The organism is Paenibacillus sp. MMO-177 (assembly GCF_037147795.1).
Taxonomy (GTDB): Bacteria; Bacillota; Bacilli; order Paenibacillales; family Paenibacillaceae; genus Pristimantibacillus.
In genome coordinates this window covers 473,295-492,769 of the sequence record NZ_JBBCUR010000005.1, presented here as the reverse complement: position 1 = coordinate 492,769, position 19,475 = coordinate 473,295, and the positions used below count along the sequence as shown (strand labels likewise).

General features: G+C 51.6%; 15 protein-coding genes and 1 other annotated feature. Of the genes, 10 read left to right on the top strand and 5 right to left on the bottom strand.

Annotated elements, in window-relative coordinates; translation table 11 throughout:
- The gene (locus WFK81_RS20325; protein WP_336788196.1) at positions 1-966 is read right to left on the bottom strand and encodes a TIGR01212 family radical SAM protein; all 966 of its coding nucleotides are present in this window, start codon (positions 964-966) and stop codon (positions 1-3) included.
- Between the two features lie 297 nt (positions 967-1,263).
- Between WFK81_RS20325 and WFK81_RS20320 the strand changes: the two genes are divergently transcribed.
- Together WFK81_RS20320 and trmB are read left to right on the top strand one after the other, a co-directional pair.
- Positions 1,264-1,470 (top strand): hypothetical protein, encoded by a 207-nt coding sequence (locus WFK81_RS20320; RefSeq protein WP_336774612.1) that lies wholly within the window; start codon positions 1,264-1,266, stop codon positions 1,468-1,470.
- A 155-nt stretch (positions 1,471-1,625) separates the two neighbouring features.
- Positions 1,626-2,390 (top strand): tRNA (guanosine(46)-N7)-methyltransferase TrmB, encoded by a 765-nt coding sequence (gene trmB / locus WFK81_RS20315; RefSeq protein ID WP_336788195.1) that lies wholly within the window; start codon positions 1,626-1,628, stop codon positions 2,388-2,390.
- A 126-nt stretch (positions 2,391-2,516) separates the two neighbouring features.
- Here the strand turns inward: trmB and WFK81_RS20310 are convergent, their stop codons facing one another.
- Positions 2,517-3,080, bottom strand: a complete 564-nt coding sequence (locus WFK81_RS20310; RefSeq protein ID WP_336788194.1) for a phosphatase PAP2 family protein — start codon at positions 3,078-3,080, stop codon at positions 2,517-2,519.
- Positions 3,081-3,391: 311 nt separating this feature from the next.
- Here WFK81_RS20310 and WFK81_RS20305 point away from each other — a divergent pair, with 311 nt between their 5' ends.
- From WFK81_RS20305 to rplT, 5 genes are all read left to right on the top strand, one after another.
- A complete protein-coding gene (locus WFK81_RS20305) occupies positions 3,392-4,570 on the top strand; it encodes a glycosyltransferase family 4 protein (RefSeq protein WP_336788193.1) in 1,179 nt (392 codons plus the stop codon).
- Positions 4,571-4,920: 350 nt separating this feature from the next.
- Complete coding sequence (locus tag WFK81_RS20300; RefSeq protein WP_336788192.1) at positions 4,921-6,159, top strand: glycosyltransferase family 2 protein; 1,239 nt, start codon at positions 4,921-4,923, stop codon at positions 6,157-6,159.
- A 78-nt stretch (positions 6,160-6,237) separates the two neighbouring features.
- Positions 6,238-6,398, top strand: a sequence feature (ribosomal protein L20 leader region).
- A gap of 16 nt (positions 6,399-6,414) precedes the next feature.
- Positions 6,415-6,954 (top strand): translation initiation factor IF-3, encoded by a 540-nt coding sequence (gene infC / locus WFK81_RS20295; protein WP_174806518.1) that lies wholly within the window; start codon positions 6,415-6,417, stop codon positions 6,952-6,954.
- A 20-nt stretch (positions 6,955-6,974) separates the two neighbouring features.
- Entirely contained in the window at positions 6,975-7,175 is a 201-nt protein-coding gene (gene rpmI, locus WFK81_RS20290; RefSeq protein WP_015842912.1) for a 50S ribosomal protein L35, read from the top strand.
- Positions 7,176-7,228: 53 nt separating this feature from the next.
- Positions 7,229-7,588 carry a 50S ribosomal protein L20 gene (gene rplT, locus WFK81_RS20285; RefSeq protein WP_127490829.1) on the top strand — a complete coding sequence of 120 codons (360 nt, stop codon included), beginning with the start codon at positions 7,229-7,231 and terminating at the stop codon, positions 7,586-7,588.
- A 69-nt stretch (positions 7,589-7,657) separates the two neighbouring features.
- Here the strand turns inward: rplT and WFK81_RS20280 are convergent, their stop codons facing one another.
- Positions 7,658-8,518 (bottom strand): AraC family transcriptional regulator, encoded by an 861-nt coding sequence (locus WFK81_RS20280; RefSeq protein WP_336788191.1) that lies wholly within the window; start codon positions 8,516-8,518, stop codon positions 7,658-7,660.
- Positions 8,519-8,722: 204 nt separating this feature from the next.
- Between WFK81_RS20280 and WFK81_RS20275 the strand changes: the two genes are divergently transcribed.
- Positions 8,723-11,041: a glycoside hydrolase family 95 protein gene (locus tag WFK81_RS20275; protein ID WP_336788190.1), complete on the top strand. Its 2,319-nt coding sequence runs from the start codon at positions 8,723-8,725 to the stop codon at positions 11,039-11,041.
- A 179-nt stretch (positions 11,042-11,220) separates the two neighbouring features.
- Positions 11,221-14,268 carry a CBM35 domain-containing protein gene (locus WFK81_RS20270; protein ID WP_336788189.1) on the top strand — a complete coding sequence of 1,016 codons (3,048 nt, stop codon included), beginning with the start codon at positions 11,221-11,223 and terminating at the stop codon, positions 14,266-14,268.
- A 633-nt stretch (positions 14,269-14,901) separates the two neighbouring features.
- On the opposite strand, the gene WFK81_RS20265 is transcribed toward WFK81_RS20270, so the two are convergent.
- The gene (locus tag WFK81_RS20265) at positions 14,902-16,644 is read right to left on the bottom strand and encodes a sensor histidine kinase (protein ID WP_336788188.1); all 1,743 of its coding nucleotides are present in this window, start codon (positions 16,642-16,644) and stop codon (positions 14,902-14,904) included.
- Between the two features lie 19 nt (positions 16,645-16,663).
- Positions 16,664-18,256, bottom strand: coding sequence for a response regulator transcription factor (locus tag WFK81_RS20260; protein WP_336788187.1), 1,593 nt, complete (start codon positions 18,254-18,256; stop codon positions 16,664-16,666).
- Between the two features lie 215 nt (positions 18,257-18,471).
- Here WFK81_RS20260 and WFK81_RS20255 point away from each other — a divergent pair, with 215 nt between their 5' ends.
- Positions 18,472-19,455, top strand: a complete 984-nt coding sequence (locus tag WFK81_RS20255) for an ABC transporter permease (protein ID WP_336788186.1) — start codon at positions 18,472-18,474, stop codon at positions 19,453-19,455.
- Positions 19,456-19,475: the final 20 nt, after the last annotated feature.

Sequence of the window (19,475 nt, the reverse complement as noted above, 5' to 3'; positions counted from 1 at the left end):
TTATACCGCCCCCCATAGCTTGCCTTGCCATGTACCGCGGCGTTTCAGCTCCGCGTCGATGGCATTCAGCACAACCCATTTCTGCATGCTCCACATCGGCCCGATGAGAAGCTCCTTTGGCGCATCGCCGGTAAGGCGGTGGATGATCATCTCCGGAGGCAGGAACTCAAGGGTGTCGACGATCAGCTTGACGTACTCGTCCAATTCAAGGAAGCGGAGCAATCCGGCTTCGTATTGCTTGACCATCGGCGTCTTGCGCATGAGATGGAGCAGATGGATCTTAATGCCCTGCACGTCCATTGCGGCAACCGCGCGGCCCGTCTCCAGCATCATTTCGTGCGACTCCTGCGGCAGACCGTAAATAATATGCGTGCATACGCGGATGCCCCGTTCGCGCAGTCGGCGTACCGCGTCGAGATAGCAGGCCGTATCATGGGCGCGGTTGATGAGCTCCGAGGTTGATTCATGGATCGTCTGCAAGCCCATCTCCACCCATAGGTAAGTCCGCTCGTTCAGCTCGGCTAAATAATCGACTACATCGTCAGGAAGGCAGTCCGGCCGCGTTGCAATCGATAGCCCAACCACCCCCGGCTGCTGCAAAATCACCTCGTAATACTCCCTGAGCTCCTCTACGGGAGCATACGTATTCGTATACGCCTGGAAGTAGCCGATATAATTGGCCTCCGGCCATTTCTGATGCTGGCGGTCGCGGATTTTATTGAATTGCGTTACGAGGTCATCGCGCCGGCTGCCGGCAAAATCGCCCGACCCGCGGGCGCTGCAAAACGTGCAGCCGCCTTTGGCGATCGAGCCGTCCCGGTTCGGGCAGGTAAAGCCCGCATCAAGCGTCACCTTGAAGACTTTGCCGCCAAGCTGCTCGCGCATCTCGTAGTTCCATGTATGAAATCGCTTGTCGCCCCACAGCATCGGCTGCCCGGGCGTCAAGGATATTGAATTTGCTTTCATGCGGTTCTCCTTTATACGGATAAGAATGGCATTCTTCATTTTATCGGAAAGAAGGGGGAAATGCCATGCCGGATTAGGCGGATTGCCAGACATCCGAAGACACATTCCGAACCGTAGAACAAGCTGGAAATTATTTTAAAACGGGACCGAAATAGGCTTGCAATACCTTACATGATCTGTTATATTAAAAGTGCGACAAATCAATGAAAAAACCTTACATGCTTAATTCGTAATGATCGTCATAAAACGTCGATAAACTGGAAATGCTGTAATAAAAAAATCGATGAGGTGATCCCAATGAGTCAGCAAACAAGAATTCCGCATGGTGATGAGAAAGTAACGGTTGAATTAACGGTCAAAGAATTGATGGCGCTTACAGGAGTTCGGTTCCACAACAACCATCATATCGAAATATCCGCACGCAAGAAGCTGAACGAGATTATCGAGAATACGTATCGCGACATTCAATCCGAAGGTCCGATTGATTACCAATTGCTCGTTTAATGGTTAGGCCAATATCCATACAAACCTAAAGCCTTGGCGATTTAATAATCGTTAAAGGCTTTTTCTTTTGCCATCATCCCCTCTGGCATCTTTACAAGGAGGCCGAACTTGGGCACAATAAGGACTAGCTTAATTTGTAGGAGGACCTGTACAAGATGCGTTTAAGAGGAAGAAAAGGAATCCGCGAGTCGCTGGAAGCGCAGCCGGAATTAGTCGTATTGGATGCGAAGCCGCACAAGGGGAAATGGCGCGAGTTCTTCGGCAACGATAAGCCGATCCATGTAGAGCTTGGCATGGGGAAAGGCCGTTTCATTAGCAATATGAGCTTCCGCAATCCGGACAATAACTATATCGGCGTCGATATGTACGACGAGCTGATCCGTCGCGCAAGCGACAAGGCTCGCAACATTTGGGAGGAAAGCGGTGTGGAAGAGCCGCCTAATCTGGCGCTGCTTCGCGCGAACATCGAGCATATCGAAGAAATGTTCGAGCCGGGCGAGATTGAGCGGATTTACCTGAATTTCAGCGATCCATGGCCAAAAAGCAAGCATGCCCGCCGCCGGCTGACCCATCCGCGCTTCCTGCGCAAATATGCCCAGCTGCTGAACGAACGCGGAGAGATCCATTTCAAGACCGATTCGGAATCTCTGTTTGAGTTCTCCCTTAATAGCTTTGCAGAGGTGGAATTCCAGCTCCGAAATATCTCGCTTAACCTTCATAAGAACGGTCCGCGCGAGGATCTGGTGTTTACCGAATACGAGATGAAGTTTATGGAGAAGGGCCAGCCGATCTACCGTCTGGAAGCTGTAATTGGCGAAACCGTGCTGCGCGAATACCGCGAAAGCAAGCTGGAGAACTCGCGCCGCGAAGAAGCGGAAGCCGAGATTGCCGGCGACGACGAGGACGATTCGGCACAATAAGAAAAAGGCTGTTCCCGCCGGGAACAGCCTTTTTCGATTCTAAGATTTTATAAATATTTTTCTTATAAACACGGCTTAGAATTCTCCGGATTGAACCGCGCTTGCTCAAGCCGTTTCACCTTGCTTCTAAAATAATGTAAGAGTCCAACCGTACTGGACGGTTATTGCCGTCAGCGTGCCGACAAGCGCGCCGGCCGCCACATCGGACGGGTAATGCAGGCCTAGGTACATTCGGGACCACGCAACCGACAGAGCGAGTACGGCCGCAACGGGCAGAATAATAGGAAACCATATTCCGCCTGCTCCGATAATCGGAACGACATAGGCGAAGATAGCGGTTGTATGTCCGGAAGGGAAGGAGGAGTCGACAAGCGGTTTTTTTCCCGTGTTTACTCCGTTTAACGCCTGGTAAGGGCGAAGCCTTTTTAGTTTCCGTTTCACGACATAGACCGGTAGATGACTGATAAATACGGCAGTAAAGCATTGCCAGCCTGTCGTGCTCCAGGGATTAGGCGCAAACATGGCAACGAGGAAAGAGCTGATGAGTGTAAAGGACGCTCCTCCAACATGCGTCACCGTGCTCAAATATACCCCAAGCAACCGGTGAAGCCTGCTTTGTGATCGGCGCTGATTCGCCCATAGGATCATTTGCAATTCCCGGGTTCGTAACCACCCTATCATTCTTCTCATCCGTTTCCTCCTAAAAGAATTGTAAGCATAAACCTTAGAATTGCGAAGCCTAACTCCCACACATTATAATCGATATTTGTCTATTATGGTTCAATTAATAAGCTTGTACAAGTTTTAAGTTTATACGAAGAAGCCGAGTTTCAAAAGATTAACTATTTTTTAAAATGATGTTGATTATTCGCTAACAGACCTCCTGTAGAATGGTGCCGATCAAGGTTTCATTCTAAGCCTATGCTTTCGAGGCATGAATCACCACAAACGGCAGAACCTTGCCTTTTGAAGGTGGTAATTCATTTTAGGAGGCGTTCTTCATGAGAGTTGCGCTTTTTACCGACACGTTTGAACCTGATGTGAATGGAGTAGCGCGCACGCTTGGACGCTGGACCGATTATTTGAAGCGGCAGGGCGCCGAAGTGCTTGTTCTGGCTCCGGATCCGGCTGCCGGCAAGCAAAGCGGCAAACAATCCACCTCCGTTGAGCGCTTCGCCAGCCTGCCTTTCTTCCTTTATCCAGAGTGCCGCCTGGCGCTTCCCAATCCCATTCATATCCGCAGGGCGTTAAAAGAATTCGAACCAACGATTATCCACGTAGCTACTCCGTTTAACCTTGGGCTTTGCGGCATTCATTATGCCCGCAAGCTCCGGATTCCGCTTGTTGCGTCCTATCATACCCATTTTGATCAATATTTGCCGTTTTACAATTTGCAATGGATGGCAAAGCTGTTATGGAGATATATGGAATGGTTTCACCATGACTGCCGTTCCATCTACGTCCCTTCCCGTTCCACGTACGAGGATTTGAAGGAGAAGGGCTGGGATGACGGCCGGCTTGAAGTATGGAGCCGCGGCATTGACACGGAGGCTTTTCATCCGTCTGTGAATCGGGAGGAATGGCTTCTCCGGCATGGAATCGACAACGATCGATTTGTCGTTTTGTACGTGGGAAGATTGGCTCCCGAAAAAAATGTCGATATCGCTTTAGATGCTTTTGCGGATTTTCGGCAAAATATAAGCGAGGAAGCGGTTTTTGTCATCGCGGGCGACGGTCCATCGTCGGAGGCGCTGAAGGAACGATGCCGCCGTGAAGAAATAGACGCCCGTTTTATCGGTTTTACGGCCATGCCGGATTTGCAACAATGGTATGCTTCAGCCGATCTGTTCCTTTTCCCTTCGGCTACGGAAACATTTGGAAACGTCGTACTGGAGGCGATGTCCTGCGGGACGCCCGTTATCTGCGCCGATAAGGGAGGGGTAACGGATTCCGTTCAGCATGGCGTAACCGGCCTGCAGTGCAATCCGGACGATCCGCGTTCGTTTACGAACGCGATGGGGCTCTTGTACAGCAATCCGGAGCTGCGCTCCGCGATTGCCGAGCAAGGAAGAATTTACAGCCAGAAGCAATCCTGGAGCGCTATTTTCGACAAACTGGCCGCCAGCTTTGAACGGTATTCGATTCCAGTGCAGCCACATATTCGTCACAAAGCGAAGTGACGGACCGGGAACATTGTATCAACTCTTTACGTATGTATTGGACGTAAGGGCTAAAAAATTAGGAAATGGATGAAAATAAGGGCGATAGGGCGCAAAAGGAGGGAATGAAACCATCTTACCGCCATGCAAGCGTTTTAATGGCTGGATAAAGGATAATGGCGGGAATTAGAGCTTTTGACAAAGATAATCAATGTGTGGAAAATCAAAATGTCCCGTGATTCGTTTACACAAACACAAAAAAAACGGACCGGACACAAGAGAGAATTATGATAAAGAGCCTGTCGGCGCCCGATAGCAGGGTGATCAGAACAGGCAATTAAAAAGGGGTCTCAAGGGGGCAGTACCGAAAAATGTTCAACACGATTATGCTTGTATTCCAAGTCGTATTTGCATTGCTGGGCTTGTACCAACTGTTTTTGACATGTTTTGGCTGGCACCGCAAAAAAGAAGATTTATCCCATCCGCCGCAAAAGACGTTCGCGCTTTTGGTTGCGGCGCATAACGAGGAGCAGGTTGTAGGAGCGCTAATTGAAAACCTGCTGAAGCTGAAATATCCTCGCGAGCTGTTTGACATTTTTGTCATCTGCGACAACTGTACGGACGGCACGGTCGATATTGTGAACAGCTACGAAGGCGTTTATGCCTGCGTGCGCAATAACAAGAACCAGCGGGGCAAAGGCTATGCCGTGGAATGGATGCTGAAGGAACTGTGGAAAATGCCGAAAAGCTACGACGGCGTTGCGATCTTTGACGCCGACAATCTGGTAGCTACTGATTTCCTGCAGTACATGAACAATGATTTGATCAATGGACACCGCGTTATTCAAGGCTACCTGGATACGAAAAACCCGAACGACTCGTGGATCAGCTCGGCGAATGCGATCAACTACTGGTTCTGTAACCGCCTCTGGCAGCTGCCGCGCACGAATCTGGGTCTGGCTAACTTCCTTGGAGGCACGGGCATGTGCTTTGATGCCAAGCTGCTGCAGGAAATGGGCTGGGGCGCAACAAGCCTCGTGGAAGACCTTGAGTTTACGGTGCGCTGTATTCAACGGGGGATTTATCCGAAGTTTAACTTCGAAGCGAAAGTGTTCGACGAGAAGCCGATTACGTTCCAGGCATCGGCACGTCAACGCCTGCGCTGGATGCAAGGACATTTCGACGTTACGCGCAAGTACATGCTGCCGCTTTTGTGGCAGGGCATTAAAGATCGCAGCATGACGAAGATTGACGCTGCGCTGTACGTATTTAACGCATATAATTATTTGGCCGGCTTCTTCATTGCAGCGATCATCTGGGGCGACATGCTGCTCTTTAGCGGCAACAATGTGGAATCGGTATACAATCTGCTGCCGATTTGGTTGAGCGTTCCGTACATGGCTTACGTGTTTATCCAAATTCCTTTGTCGATGTATATGGCGAAGGTGCCATGGAAGCTTTACCTGCGGATTCCGACGTTCCTGCTCTTCACTTTGTCGTGGTGGCCGATTACGGTTCACGCGTTCTTCACGCAAAACAACAAGAAATGGAGCCATACGCAGCATACGCGCGTTATCCGTCTGGAGGACGTGCAAAGCAAACAGCTGTAATAAGGCATGACATAATGGGTTGACACATAGAAATCCATTGTGTTATATTATGTCGGTAACGTTTTTGACAAAACATATTTGCACAAGCAGAAGCACCCGCTTCTCACCTTTCGGTCACGCCGACTGGTTTGCGATAACTGACTAGCTTAACGAGTTGCTTCATTGTGAGGTAACGAGGGCGGCCACAATCAACGGTTATAACAATGCGGGTTCGTGCGAACCCGCATTTTTTATTTTGCATCACAACACATAAACATCCTATCTTGGAGGTGGCACGTTATTAGCAGAGAACATCAAATCAACGATGAGATCCGGGCCAGAGAAGTACGACTTGTAGGCGCGGACGGCGAGCAAATCGGTATCAAATCGATCCGTGACGCTATGCAGATGGCAATTGACCTGAGCTTGGATCTGGTGAATGTAGCGCCAACGGCTAAACCGCCGGTTTGCCGGATTATGGACTACGGTAAGTTCCGTTACGAGCAGCAGAAGAAAGAAAAAGAAGCACGCAAAAATCAAAAAATCGTCGACCTGAAGGAAGTTTGGTTCCGTGCCAACATCGACGAGCATGACTATCAAACGAAATACCGCAACGTTGTGAAGTTCTTGGGCGAAGGCGATAAAGTTAAAGCCTCCGTACGCTTCCGCGGACGGGAAATCGCTCATGCCGCCATCGGCCAGAAAATTCTGGACCGTCTGGCGCAAGAGGTTGCCGAAATATGCAGCGTAGAACGTGCACCGAAGCTGGAAGGCCGGAGCATGATTATGATTTTGGCACCAAAAAGCAACAGTTAAATAAAGGGAGGATAATCGACATGCCTAAAATGAAAACACACAGCAGTCTGAAAGACCGCTTCAAAATTACTGGTACTGGTAAAGTGAAACGCTACAAAGCGTACAGAAACCACTTGCTTTCCCACAAATCCGGTCGTCAAAAACGTGTTCTTGCTGGCCAACCACTGATGGCAGCTGGCGACGTTCGTCGTATTCAACAAGGTCTCGCTAACCTTAAATAGTAGCAATCGTTCAGATAGCTTAATCAAATTCAACCTACGGGAGGTTTCCACTCATGGCAAGAGTTAAAGGCGGTTTTGTCCGCGCTCGTCGTCGTAAAAGAATTCTTAAACTGGCAAAAGGTTATTTCGGTTCGAAACACCGTCTGTTTAAAACAGCAAAGGAGCAAGTTGGTAAGTCGCTTCTTTACGCATACCGCGACCGTCGTCAAAACAAACGTGAATTCCGCAGACTGTGGATCGTTCGTATCAACGCGGCTGCTCGTCAAAACGGTCTTTCCTACAACAAATTCATGTACGGCCTGAAACTGGCTGGCATCGAAGTAAACCGCAAAATGCTGGCTGACCTGGCTGTTAACGACATCAACTCGTTCAACTCCCTTGCTGGCGTTGCAAAAGCGAAAATCAACGCTTAGTCTTAAGCGTGATATAGAGAAGAGGTTGTCCCTGAGGGGACAACCTCTTTTTTGCGTTATTGGCGCAAGCTACATCTCTCGCTCGGAAGAGGGCTGAAGCCGGTAAGCGCGAGGGCTGACGCCGTGATAAGCGCTGAAATGGCGGGTGAACGGATGAATCGACGAATATCCCAGCCGTTCGGCAATAGCGGTTACGGAGTAGTCCGTTTCGACGAGCAGCTGGGCGGCCTGCTTCATAAGCAGTCTATGTCGGTATACCTGCGGCGTAAATCCGGTCTCGCGCTGAAAGAGAGAATGGAAGTAGGAGCGCTTGAGGCCGCACATCGCCGCCCAATCCTCTACGGAGCAACGCGATTCGGGATGCTCATTTAAGTGTGCAAGCAGCTTCACGATTCGGAAATCGCTTGGCTGGCGGGTGTGAACAACGTTGTACCAGCTGAGCATCCAGGCATACAGCATGCTGTTCACCAGCTCCGTGCGGTAATGCCGGCTGTTGTCAAACAGCCTGGAAAGCGTAACGAAAGCATCGTACAGCCACGGATAAGATTGCAAAGAGAAGAAGCTTGGCAGGGAGTCCAGCTCCGGGCAATGCTCCACGCGCGAGCTGGACTCCAGCTCGAACGGCTCCGGGGCGTGGATGAATATCCGATTATAGGAATCGGAAGTGCCTTCCCACAAGTCGCAATACAGATTATACGAAGATAAGGGCTGTCCTTGCCGGATATGAAAGGCATGAGGCTCGCCGGGGCGCAGGAAGATGAGAGTCCCTCGTTCAATCGGATAGAGTTTACCGTTCACCTCCATTTCGCCAGGTCCGTCAACAAACAGGTGAAACGCGTATACGCTGCTGACGCGCAGCTTTTCGTTCCACCCCCCTACGTACAGATAGCGCATGGAATCTCCGACATAAGGCTTTAATTCATTTATCATTCTCAATCTTTTCTCCTGCCTTTATTTCCGCAATCCTAATCTTCCGTTATGCCGACCGGCAAAAATTAGCGGATGAATCGTCAAATTGTAGGACTGACGGGCAAATACGTTAATTGTGTTCAATGTTACAATAATGGCGCGATTTGATAAAGGGCCTGCTTTAATAAAACGGACAATTAGCTAAAGTTTGAGAGGATGAGCGGGATGAAAATGATATATACCCAGCCAGCCGCCGGCTGGAAGCAGGGACTGCCGCTTGGGAACGGACAGCTTGGCGCGGTGCTGCATGGCGGCATCGGCAGAGAAACCTGGAATATGACGGAGATCACCTTCTGGTCAGGCAAGCCGGAGCGGTTCGGCGGATCTCCGGATGCCAAGGAGAAGCTGAAGACGATGCGCGAGGCTTTTTTCAATGGCAACTATGTGCTTGGAGACAAGCTGGCTGGCGAGCAGCTGGAGCCCGTAAAAGGAAATTTCGGCACCAATCTTTCCTTGTGCGACGTTCTGATCAGCTATAACGATGAAGGCAGCCAGCTGGTACGCGAGCTGGACCTGGAGAAGGCGGTTGCCGCGGTTTCTTACCGAAGCGGTTCCGGAGCGGTCATGCGAAGGGAAACCTTTGCATCCCATCCGGACGGCGTGCTTGTCTCCCGGATTAAAGGGGATCAGGCAGGCTCCGTGTCTTTTACTCTGAGTATTCAGGGCAGAACAACCACGTTTGATGCCCGTCACGATGGGCCGGAAAAGCTCGTTTTCCGCGCGCAGGCGACGGAGGATATCCATAGCGACGGCACCTGCGGGGTATGGAGCGAAGGCGCGTTAAAGGCAGTCGTTACAGGCGGACGGGTATATGGAGAAGCCGATTCGATAACGATCGAGCAAGCCGACGAGGTTATTCTATATTTTGCAGCAGCAACTGATTACGGTCGAACCGATGATACATGGAAGGCGGAAAGCGCGGAGCGGATAGAAGCGGCGGAGGCAAAAGGCGTCGAGCGGCTGCTCAGGGATCATATCGCGGATTACCGGTCGCTCTATGGCCGCGTTGATCTTGATCTTGGCGGATCCAAGTCATATGATTTGCTGCCTACGGACGAGCGTATCCGCAAGCTGAGAGCCGGCGAGCAGGCCGATAACGGACTTATCGCGTTGTTTTACCAGTACGGACGGTATTTGACGATTGCGGGCACGCGGGCGGATTCCCGTCTGCCCCTTCATCTGCAGGGGTTATGGAATGACGGCGAGGCTAACGCCATGGCTTGGAGCTGCGATTACCATCTGGACGTCAACACGGAGATGAATTATTATCCGACTGAAATCAGCAACCTGGCGGAATGCCATATTCCGCTTATGAATTATATCGAGCAGCTTTCTTATGCGGGGCGTGCGGCCGCGGAAGATTTCTACGGCTGCGAAGGCTGGGTGGCGCATGTGTTTTCGAACGCTTGGGGATTCGCCTCGCCTGGCTGGGGACGCTCATGGGGTCTGAATGTAACAGGGGGGCTCTGGATTGCTACCCATTTGAAGGAGCATTACGAGTATAGCCGGGATCGAGAATTTTTGACTCGTCAGGCCTACCCGGTTATGAAGGAGGCGGCGCTTTTCTTCCTGGATTATATGACTATTCATCCGAAGTACGGCTGGCTGGTGACTGGACCGTCGACTTCGCCGGAGAACAGCTTCTATCCGGGAACGGAGGAGCAAGGCGAGCAGCAGCTTTCCATGGGCTCTACGATGGATCAGATGCTTGTCCGCGATTTGTTCGGCTTTGTGCTGGAATCGGCGGAGCTGCTTGCAGTGGATGAAGAGCTGCAACTGAAGCTCAAGGAAGCCATGGAGCTGCTGCCTCCGCTGCAAATCGGCAAACGCGGACAGCTGCAGGAGTGGCTGGAGGATTACGAGGAAGCACAGCCGCAGCACCGGCATTTCTCCCATATGTACGGTGTTTATCCCGGGAACCAGATCACGCCCGAGGAGACGCCAGAGCTTGGTCAGGCCATGCGGCAAACGCTGCTAGGACGAATGCTGGTCGACGAGCTGGAGGATATCGAGTTTACGGCAGCCTTGTTTGCCCTCGGCTTCTCCAGGCTTCATGACGGCAATCAGGCGGTGAAGCATGTCCGGCATTTGATCGGGGAGCTTTGTTTCGATAATCTGCTTTCCTACTCCAAGCCCGGCGTGGCCGGCGCGGAGACGAATATTTTCGTCATTGACGGCAATTTCGGCGGTACGGCGGCCATCGCGGACATGCTGTTGCAGAGCCATGCGGGCTCCATTCATCTGCTGCCGGCATTGCCGGCGGATTGGGCAACCGGCTCGTACCGGGGGCTTCGGGCAAAAGGGAATGCGGAGACGGCGGTCAGTTGGGAGAACGGACAATTGACGGAAGCCATTATAACCGCTTATTCGGATCTGGAGACGGTTGTGAAATGCGGCGACAGCCAGATTCATCTGCGGATGGAAGCGGGCAGGCGTTACCGGCTTGACGGCCGGCTGAAGCTGCTTGAGGCTGTAACGGCATAATAAATCTATACCAAACCGCCAAAGAGGAAGGGCCTTTGAAGGGCTTTACTCCAAACTTTGGCGGTTTGTCGTATGGTTCGTTAAATATTTGGATTGTTCGAGCCCTGTCTCTATTTTACATTGAAAAAGCAAACTGAAAGCGCTTCACCATTTTTGATGCGAACAGGAGGCTTGATGTAATGAAGAGGAAATTTGGGGCTTGGTCCGGCAAAGGATGGTTTTTGCTGCTGGCAGCGGTCCTGGTCTTTCAATTGGCTGTAAATCCTTCCGGACGGGAGGTTGAAGCGGCAGGCGAGGAGGTAACCGCTGTTGCTGACCCAGCGGGTGCCGGCAGTTATTCCTTTGAGGCGGAATCCCCCGTCAACACGTTATTGGGCAAGGCGGAGATCAAGGCATGCGCGGACGCAACCGGCTGCTCTGGCAGCCAAATCGTTGGAGGGCTGTGGGGCGGCTCGTCGCTCACCTTTAACGAAGTAACGGTAGATACAGCCGGCGTATATACGATGACGGTCCATTATATTTCGGGCGATCCGAGATCGGTTGGAGTCAGCGTAAACGGCGGCACGATTGATCATTACGATTTGCCGAAGACAACCAACTGGAATACGCTTGGCGTCTACGAGCTGGAGCTTGAGCTGAAGGCGGGAAGCAACACGATCCGTCTGGACGACGAGGGCGGTTATTCCCCCGACATCGACCGTATTGAGCTTCGTTTGTCGGAAGGCGGCTCCGGCGAGCCTGGTACGGGCACGGCTTATGAGGCAGAAGCAGTGAATAACGTTCTGACGGGCAATGCTTCCGTCAGCGGCTGCAGCGCAGCTACCGGCTGTTCGGGCGGCAAAAAGGTTGGCAATCTGTGGGGCGGCTCCACCCTGCAATTCCGTGACGTAATGGCGGAGAAAGCAGGCGTGTACACGCTAAGCGTATCTTACATATCGGGAGACCCGCGTCCGGTATCGATTGCCGTTAACGACGGCCCGTCGGATAACTACGCATTGCCTAAAACCGAGAATTGGGACACGCTTGGCATATTCAAGCTGGAGGCCCAGCTGAAGGCGGGGGCAAATACGATCACGTTTAACGATGACGGCGGCTGGTCGCCGGATATCGACAAGATCGAGATTGCTTCCACGGATGGTCCGGGCGAGGATCCGGGTCCGGTAGACAATATCGGCCAGATCGGCAAAGCGATCGACTCGAAAAAATACGGCTCGATCAAAGTAACTGCGTACGAGAAAGGTGCAACCTTCGTATCCGGCAGCTACAGCATCACTTACAATACGGAGTCGGGTCTTTCTGCGTACGCCTGGAACGGCAAAACGTTTGTAAAAGGCGCTTACGCAAGCGCTCAGCTGGAAGATCAGCTGCTGGACAGCCGTAAATACAGCGAGCATAGCTTCAAGCTTGGCAGCGTGGAGAAAATCAAGGACGGGCATGGCAAGGGCGTCCGCATTACGGTTGAGAACCGCAGCGAGGGCCTTCCGGTTATGAAACAGATTTACCAGCTGTATGAGGATCAGTCCTACTTCCTTGTATCCCAACAGGTAACGGGCAGCTCCGCGATCAGCTCGAACGATATGGCTCCGCTTGTCGTGAATGCGAGCGGCGGCGTTGATCTCGGAACGAGCGGCGACAACCGCGTCTTGATCACGCCTTATGACAACGATGCTTGGTCCCGTTATCAGGCGCGTACGATCAACACGGCTCTGAACAACAATAACTACATTAGCTCCGAAATGACGGCGATCTATGACAACACGAGCCGCATCGGACTGGTTATCGGTTCGGTAACGCATGACGTATGGAAGACCGGTATTTTCTGGAGCGGCTCGAATGACAAGCTGAACAAATTGAAGGTGTACGGCGGCTTCGCTTCGCTTACATCCACTCATGACAGCATCCAGCACGGCAAAGTATCGGGTACAACGATCACTTCCCCGCAAATTGCGGTTGGTTACTATGCGGATTACCGCGATGGACTGGAGAATTACGGAGAAGCCAATGCCGCGGTAGCGCCGCCGCTCAAGTTCGAGAAGGGCGTGCCTTCCGGCGTGCCGGTCGGCTGGAACAGCTGGGGCGCTTACGAAAGCTCGCTCAGCTATGACAAAGTCGTAGAAGTATCGAACTTCTTCAAGGAAAATCTGCAAAAGTCGTTTACGAACAAAGGCACGGTCTATATCAATATGGACTCTTACTGGGACAATCTGACCGAGCAGCAGCTTCGCGACGCGGTGAAGGTCATCAATAAAAACGGTCAAAAAGCCGGTATTTACTACGGTCCGTTCGTTTACTGGGGTGACAACATGTCGCAGCCGGTTGAGGGAACAAACGGCAAGTACACGTACGGCGATATCGTGCTCCGCGATGCGAACGGCAACATTCTTCCGAAGGTAGACGGCGCGTATGCGATTGACCCGACGCATCCGGGCTCGAAGCAGCGTATCGAGTATATTTTCAATAAGTTCCTGGATTACGGCTTTGAATATATTAAGATTGACTTTCTGTCCCATGGCTCTTTCGAGGGCAAGCATTACGATCCTAACGTGCAGACCGGTATTCAAGCCTACAATCAAGGAATGGCTCATATCAACAAGACGCTGGGCGGCAAAATGTTCATCAGCGCGTCGATCGCGCCAATGTTCCCTAGCCAATACGCGCACGCAAGACGGATTTCCTGCGATGTCGACGGCTCGCTTGGCCGCACGGAATACCAGCTGAACAACCTGACATACGGCTGGTGGCAGAACGGCACGATCTATTCTTACACCGATCCGGATTACATGACGCTTGCAAAAGGCGGCTCGTTTAACGCGGCTCAGACCCGGGTTAATGCCGCGGCTATTTCCGGCACCGTCTACATGAACTCCGACGACGTCAGCAACGCGGAGACGCAAAAGCTGATGAAATCCCTGCTCACGAACAAAAACGTCAACGATATTGCCCTGCTCGGCGAAGCATTCCGTCCGGTTGAAGGCAATACGGGCAACGCCGCAGCGGATATCTTTGTCCTTCAGGACAAGAAGGACTACTACCTTGCCGTGTTTAACTACACGAACGACGCGGTAACCAAAACCGTCGATCTGAAGCGTGCTCTAGGCGTCTCGGCTGCTGCAAAGGTTGAGCTCACAGACGCTTGGACCAACTCCAAAGTCGAAGCGAATGACAGTCTCCAGGTGCAGCTCGACGGCGCTCAATCCAAGCTCTACAAAGTCAGAATCAAGAAATAAGCTAAAAGGCTGTGCGGGGTAAATCCCGGCACAGCCTTTTGTTATGATGGTGTCCTTTGTTTCCCTTCTCCACACGCGACGCGCTCATGCGCCAACCTTACTATCGTTACGTTGGAATTCGTCCACTGGTATGATGACGCAATGCCCGAAATTGGCGCGTACGTTGGATTCTATCCTGCGTAAAAGTCCAAAAGTGGACTTTGACGCCCAAAAACGGCTGAATTCCGTTGGATGAACTCCAATGAAGGTTAACTCCAAAGCTCTAATGCATTAAAAAACGTTGGACTATATCTAACGTAGCTGCTGTCGGTGGACTAAAACTAAAAGTAGACACGGATGTTCTAGCCAATGCGGGAGAGGTTGGTCTTTAACAGCAAACGGCTGTGCCGGGTAACCCCGCACAGCCTTTTTTTGCGTCACCCAAAAAAAGGTGACGATTCTTTTCCTTGGCAGTGTAAGAACTTGAATGACAGGTTAGATGTAAACGGAACAATTAAATGATTCTGGAGAAACGAAGTGGTCGCTTTTGTGAGGGGATTCCAATCCTATTGGAATTGTTCCAAGGAATCCCCGAGCAATGGCGATCGGAAGAACATTTAATTGTGTAGTTTACCGTGAAACCTAAAATGGTTCTTACTTCCCAGGAATCCGAATCGTCACCGACGTCCCGATTCCAAGGCGACTAAATATCGATACCCCGTACGAATCGCCAAACAGCAGCTTAATCCGGTTATCGACGTTGCGGACGCCGTAGCCCGACAACGTATCCTCGCTTTGCGGCAGATCCCCGCTTGGCATCTTCATCCCCATGCCGTCATCGATGACCTTCAGGATGATGTCTTGTCCCTCGCGGTAAGCCCGGATGATAATATTGATGCCGCACTCATGATCCCAGATCGCATGATTAATGCAATTTTCCACAAAGGGCTGAAGAGTCAGCTTAAGAATCATGCAAGGCAATACGGATTCCTCGATATCGTAGTGAACCCGAAGCAGATTGGCGAACCGTACCTGCTGGATCGACACGTAATAACGGGTCAGCTGAATCTCCTCGTGGATGGACAGCGTGTTTTTGCCTTTGTTCAGCGAGATCCGGTAAAACTTGGCTAAATCGGTTACCATCTTGTTCATTCGCGGATCGTCGTTGCGGATGGCAAGCGACGAGATCGAAGCAAGCGAATTGTACAGGAAATGCGGATTGATCTGAGCCTGCAGCACGTTAAGCTCCGCCTCCCGCTTGTCGATTTCCTTCATATAGACGTCGGAGATGAGCGAGCTTAGACGCTGGCTCATTTTTCGCAGCGCATTGCCGATTTGACCGATCTCATCCCGTCCAAGCGGCCGGATGTCGATGAGCTCGAAGTCTTCCCGCTCGATTCGGCGGATCATGCCAACAAGCTTCTCCATCCGTTTGGTGAACAGCCGTGCGGTGACGTAAATCAGGATAGCCATAAGGCCAAGGCTGACCAACGCGTAAGTCAGTATTCTTTTTGCCGTCAAATGAGCCTTGGACAAGAAACTGCTGTAAGGAATGAGCGATACGCTTTTCCAGCCGTATTTGGTCGTGTTGTACACGACCAGCACCTTCTCGTCTTTATAAGTACTGTCGAACCGGCCGTTTTTCTCCTCGGGAAACGGGTCCGGCAGGTCAATCGGCTGATTCAGGAGGCTTTTGTCCTTGGCGGACATCACGATGCCGTCTTCATTAATGATCAGCACCGTCTTGTCGCTTGTTTCCTTCTCCATCAGCCGGAAAATATCGGATTCCAGAATATTAATGGTTAATACGCCGTACGGATTGTTCATGCTGCTTATGTTTAGCAGCCGCGTCAGCGTGAACATCGGAGGCTTGTCGGGCTCGGGAGGGGATGTGACAAACCTTACGTCCCCGAAGCTGCCGCTGAGCGATTTATAAGCAAGCGAGCTGCGGAATTTCTGATCCATGGGTTTGATGTACATGCCGTCCGTAGGCAGCGTCTCGTTGTTAATATAGATGCTCATCGATTCGATATCCGGGTTTGTCGTCAGCATGTTAACGAACGAGTTGTTGATGTATTTGTAAGCATCTACGAACAGCGACGGATCTTTCGAATAGTCGTTAGTCAGATAGGCGCGCATGTTGGAGTCCAGATACAGCGTTGCCGATAGCTTCGTGTACGTGTCCAGCTTGTTTTCCAAGTTGGAATTGATTTGCGCGACCGTTGAGTTCGTATTGGCGATCATCTGCGAAGAAAGCTCGCTGCGAATCGTCTCGTACGAATATTGAACGAAAAAGAGCAGGGGGAGAATACCCCCAAGCAAAAACATGACGAACAGCTTCTCGCGAAGCCGCCAATTATAAAACGGATTAATCAGCCATCCTGCCAGCTTCCTCATGATTTAAGACCACTCCAGCCTAAAGTTGCAGTTTACGGTATTCGTTAGGCGTGCTGCCCTTGTGCTTCTGGAATACCGAGCAGAAATAGGAAACATTCTCGTAGCTGACCCGGTGCGCGATATCGCGTACCTTGAGAGACCGGTCCTTCAGCAGCTCCGCCGCATGATTCATGCGGATTCGGGTCAAATAATCCAGGATCGTCTCGCCCGTCTTTTCCTTGAAGATGGTGCGCACGTAATTCGGCGACAGGTAAACCTCCTTGGCGATATCCTCCACCGTAAGGGGCAGATGATAACGCTCGGCAATCAGCTTCATAATCTGCTCCGCAACCGACTGATGGCGGTCAAGGTCGCGCTCGGCTGCGGCTTTTAGCAGCTCTCTGCAGAAACGAAGCGCGTAAGCGTGATAATGGGCAATTGTCGGAAGCGACGACAGCTCCTTCCAATGGTCGGCGAGCAGCTGATCGCGAAGCGGCCCTACCATAAGAGAAGCGAAATGCTGCTCCAAAGCGGACAGCAGCTGAATAACGGCCCGGACGGCATAGTTCCGCTCGATTCGTTCCTGGCGCATGCCGGAAAACCAGTCGTCCAGCAATTGGTCCGCCCGCTCGGCATCGCCGGCTTGCACGGCCGAAATAAGCGAAGCCGAAGTCGCGTCGACCGAGATATCGGTCTGCTTCACATTTTCGCCGGTACCGCCGCGGATAACGGAGCCGGCTTGACGGTATAGCTTCTCTTCATTAAGTCGCTGCGATTCTTCGAACGCCTCTTTCAACAGATGAAATCCTTTGTATGGGCCTGACAGGCCGATGGTTGCGAAGGCTTCTCCTTCCGAAGTCGCGGCCAGCAGCTCTTCCCGCAGCAGCTCCCAATAAGCCGTCTCCCACTGCTGGGGTTTTCCTTGAAAGAGGACAAACAGCGTGCTTGGTCCGGTCTCAAGCACAATAGCGGCATCCAATCTCCACCGCAGCAAAGCGCGGGCTGCTTCCGCGGCATCCGCGGTCAAGATGGAGGAAGAGGACGGCTGCGCCTGTTCTCCGTCTAATCCGCCGGTTGGAAACGCGGGAGACTCCACCGTCATGTAAGCGGCGCCAAAAGCTTGGTGCGAGAGAAAGCCGGAAGCTCTGTTCTCCCATTGCCGGATCCACTCCATCCGGCGCTCCGGGGAAGGCTCACGGACGATGCGCAGCAGCAGCCTCTCGAGCTGCCAGCCGCCGCCTTCGCTCGCCATCTGTTCCTCTTCGAATTTTTTCTTCACTTTCGCAAGGAGCAGAAGCAGCTCCTCCATATCGATCGGCTTCAGCAAATAGCCGGCTGCTTCGATATTAAGAGCGGACTTGATATATTGGAATTCGTTATGTCCGCTTAAATAGATGATTTTGACGCTTTTGTCGATTTGCTTCGCGCGCCTTCCGAACTCCAGCCCGTCCATAATCGGCATGCGCACATCCGTGACAATGATATCCGGTTTCAGCTCGGTAAGCTTAGCCAGCGCTTCCTTCCCGTTGCGTGCTGTCCCAATGACCTGAATGCCGGCCTGCTCCCAAGGAACGTAATGCTCCATAGTCTCCAGCTCAATCGCTTCATCGTCAACCAGAAGTACTGTATACATGTCGGCACCGCCTTTTTTCAATAGAAGTAAAACCTTATGCTGTACGATGATTCTAGTTTAACGGGTATGCCGTTATTCAACAATGGAAGAGGCGGAAGTGTGTGGGTTTGGAGCATGAATCGGTAGATCTTAATATAGAACGGTTCAAATGCGGGGCTATAATTAAGTCCATAAAGCGATGCAAACGGAAACTATATTTACGGGAGGGCAACACGATGAACATGCAAACGAAAGCGCATCCACAAAGCACCGGAGCGCTTGCCGTCAAGAGAAACAAAGGCGGTCTGCTGGCGAGGCTCAAGGAACAGCGGCTCCTTTACGTACTGATGCTCCCCGCCATTATCCTGACTCTGATGTTCTCCTATGTGCCGATGTTCGGGTTATATATGGCTTTCATCAATTATCAGCCAGGCGGGGGAACGTTCTTCAAACAATTTTTTACGACGGAGTTTGTAGGCGGGCAATGGTTTAATTATTTCTTCACCAACGGCGATTTCGTACGAATTATGCGCAATACGCTGGCGCAAAGCTTCCTCTCGCTGCTGTTCGGATTCCCGATGCCGATCATTCTGGCGCTTATGATCAATGAGCTGCGGAACGGCTGGTTCAAACGCACGTTCCAGACCGTCTCCTACATGCCGCATTTTATTTCCTGGGTTATCGCCGCAAACATTATCATTACGATGCTATCGTCGGGCGGTGTCATCAATAACATTCTGACCGGGCTTCATATCGTAGACGAACCGATCCAGTTCATGCAGAAGGGCCACTTGTTCTGGTGGATTATCGCCTTCTCGAATGCCTGGAAGGATATGGGCTTTAACGCCATCATGTATCTGGCTGCGATTTCGGCGATTAACCCCGAACTGTATGAAGTGGCGAAGGTCGACGGCGCGAGCCGCCTGAAGCAAATGCTTCATATCACGCTGCCTTCCATCCGGCCGACTATTATCATTCTGGCGATTCTCGCGGTTGGCGGTATTTTGAACGCAGGCTTCGACCAGCAGTACCTGCTCCAGAACAATACGGTTATGGAGTACTCGGAAGTTATCGATACTTACACTTACAAGTACGGCTTGCAAAACGGGATGTTCTCCTACGGTGCTGCCGTCGGGTTGTTCAAATCGCTCGTGGCTTTCGTCCTTGTCATTAGCGTGAATCAGATGGCTAAAAGAATGGAACAGCAGTCGCTGTTCTAGAACAATAACGCAAAGAGGAG

Excerpts from the sequence above, each read along its gene's own strand:
- WFK81_RS20255 (WP_336788186.1), top strand. The coding sequence starts at position 18,472 with ATGAACATGCAAACGAAAGCGCATCCACAAAGCACCGGAGCGCTTGCC.
- rpmI (WP_015842912.1), top strand. The coding sequence starts at position 6,975 with ATGCCTAAAATGAAAACACACAGCAGTCTGAAAGACCGCTTCAAAATT.
- WFK81_RS20265 (WP_336788188.1), bottom strand. The coding sequence starts at position 16,644 with ATGAGGAAGCTGGCAGGATGGCTGATTAATCCGTTTTATAATTGGCGG.
- WFK81_RS20260 (WP_336788187.1), bottom strand. The coding sequence starts at position 18,256 with ATGTATACAGTACTTCTGGTTGACGATGAAGCGATTGAGCTGGAGACT.
- WFK81_RS20300 (WP_336788192.1), top strand. The coding sequence starts at position 4,921 with ATGTTCAACACGATTATGCTTGTATTCCAAGTCGTATTTGCATTGCTG.
- rplT (WP_127490829.1), top strand. The coding sequence starts at position 7,229 with ATGGCAAGAGTTAAAGGCGGTTTTGTCCGCGCTCGTCGTCGTAAAAGA.
- WFK81_RS20275 (WP_336788190.1), top strand. The coding sequence starts at position 8,723 with ATGAAAATGATATATACCCAGCCAGCCGCCGGCTGGAAGCAGGGACTG.
- trmB (WP_336788195.1), top strand. The coding sequence starts at position 1,626 with ATGCGTTTAAGAGGAAGAAAAGGAATCCGCGAGTCGCTGGAAGCGCAG.
- WFK81_RS20305 (WP_336788193.1), top strand. The coding sequence starts at position 3,392 with ATGAGAGTTGCGCTTTTTACCGACACGTTTGAACCTGATGTGAATGGA.
- WFK81_RS20310 (WP_336788194.1), bottom strand. The coding sequence starts at position 3,080 with ATGAGAAGAATGATAGGGTGGTTACGAACCCGGGAATTGCAAATGATC.
- WFK81_RS20280 (WP_336788191.1), bottom strand. The coding sequence starts at position 8,518 with ATGATAAATGAATTAAAGCCTTATGTCGGAGATTCCATGCGCTATCTG.
- WFK81_RS20325 (WP_336788196.1), bottom strand. The coding sequence starts at position 966 with ATGAAAGCAAATTCAATATCCTTGACGCCCGGGCAGCCGATGCTGTGG.
- WFK81_RS20320 (WP_336774612.1), top strand. The coding sequence starts at position 1,264 with ATGAGTCAGCAAACAAGAATTCCGCATGGTGATGAGAAAGTAACGGTT.
- WFK81_RS20270 (WP_336788189.1), top strand. The coding sequence starts at position 11,221 with ATGAAGAGGAAATTTGGGGCTTGGTCCGGCAAAGGATGGTTTTTGCTG.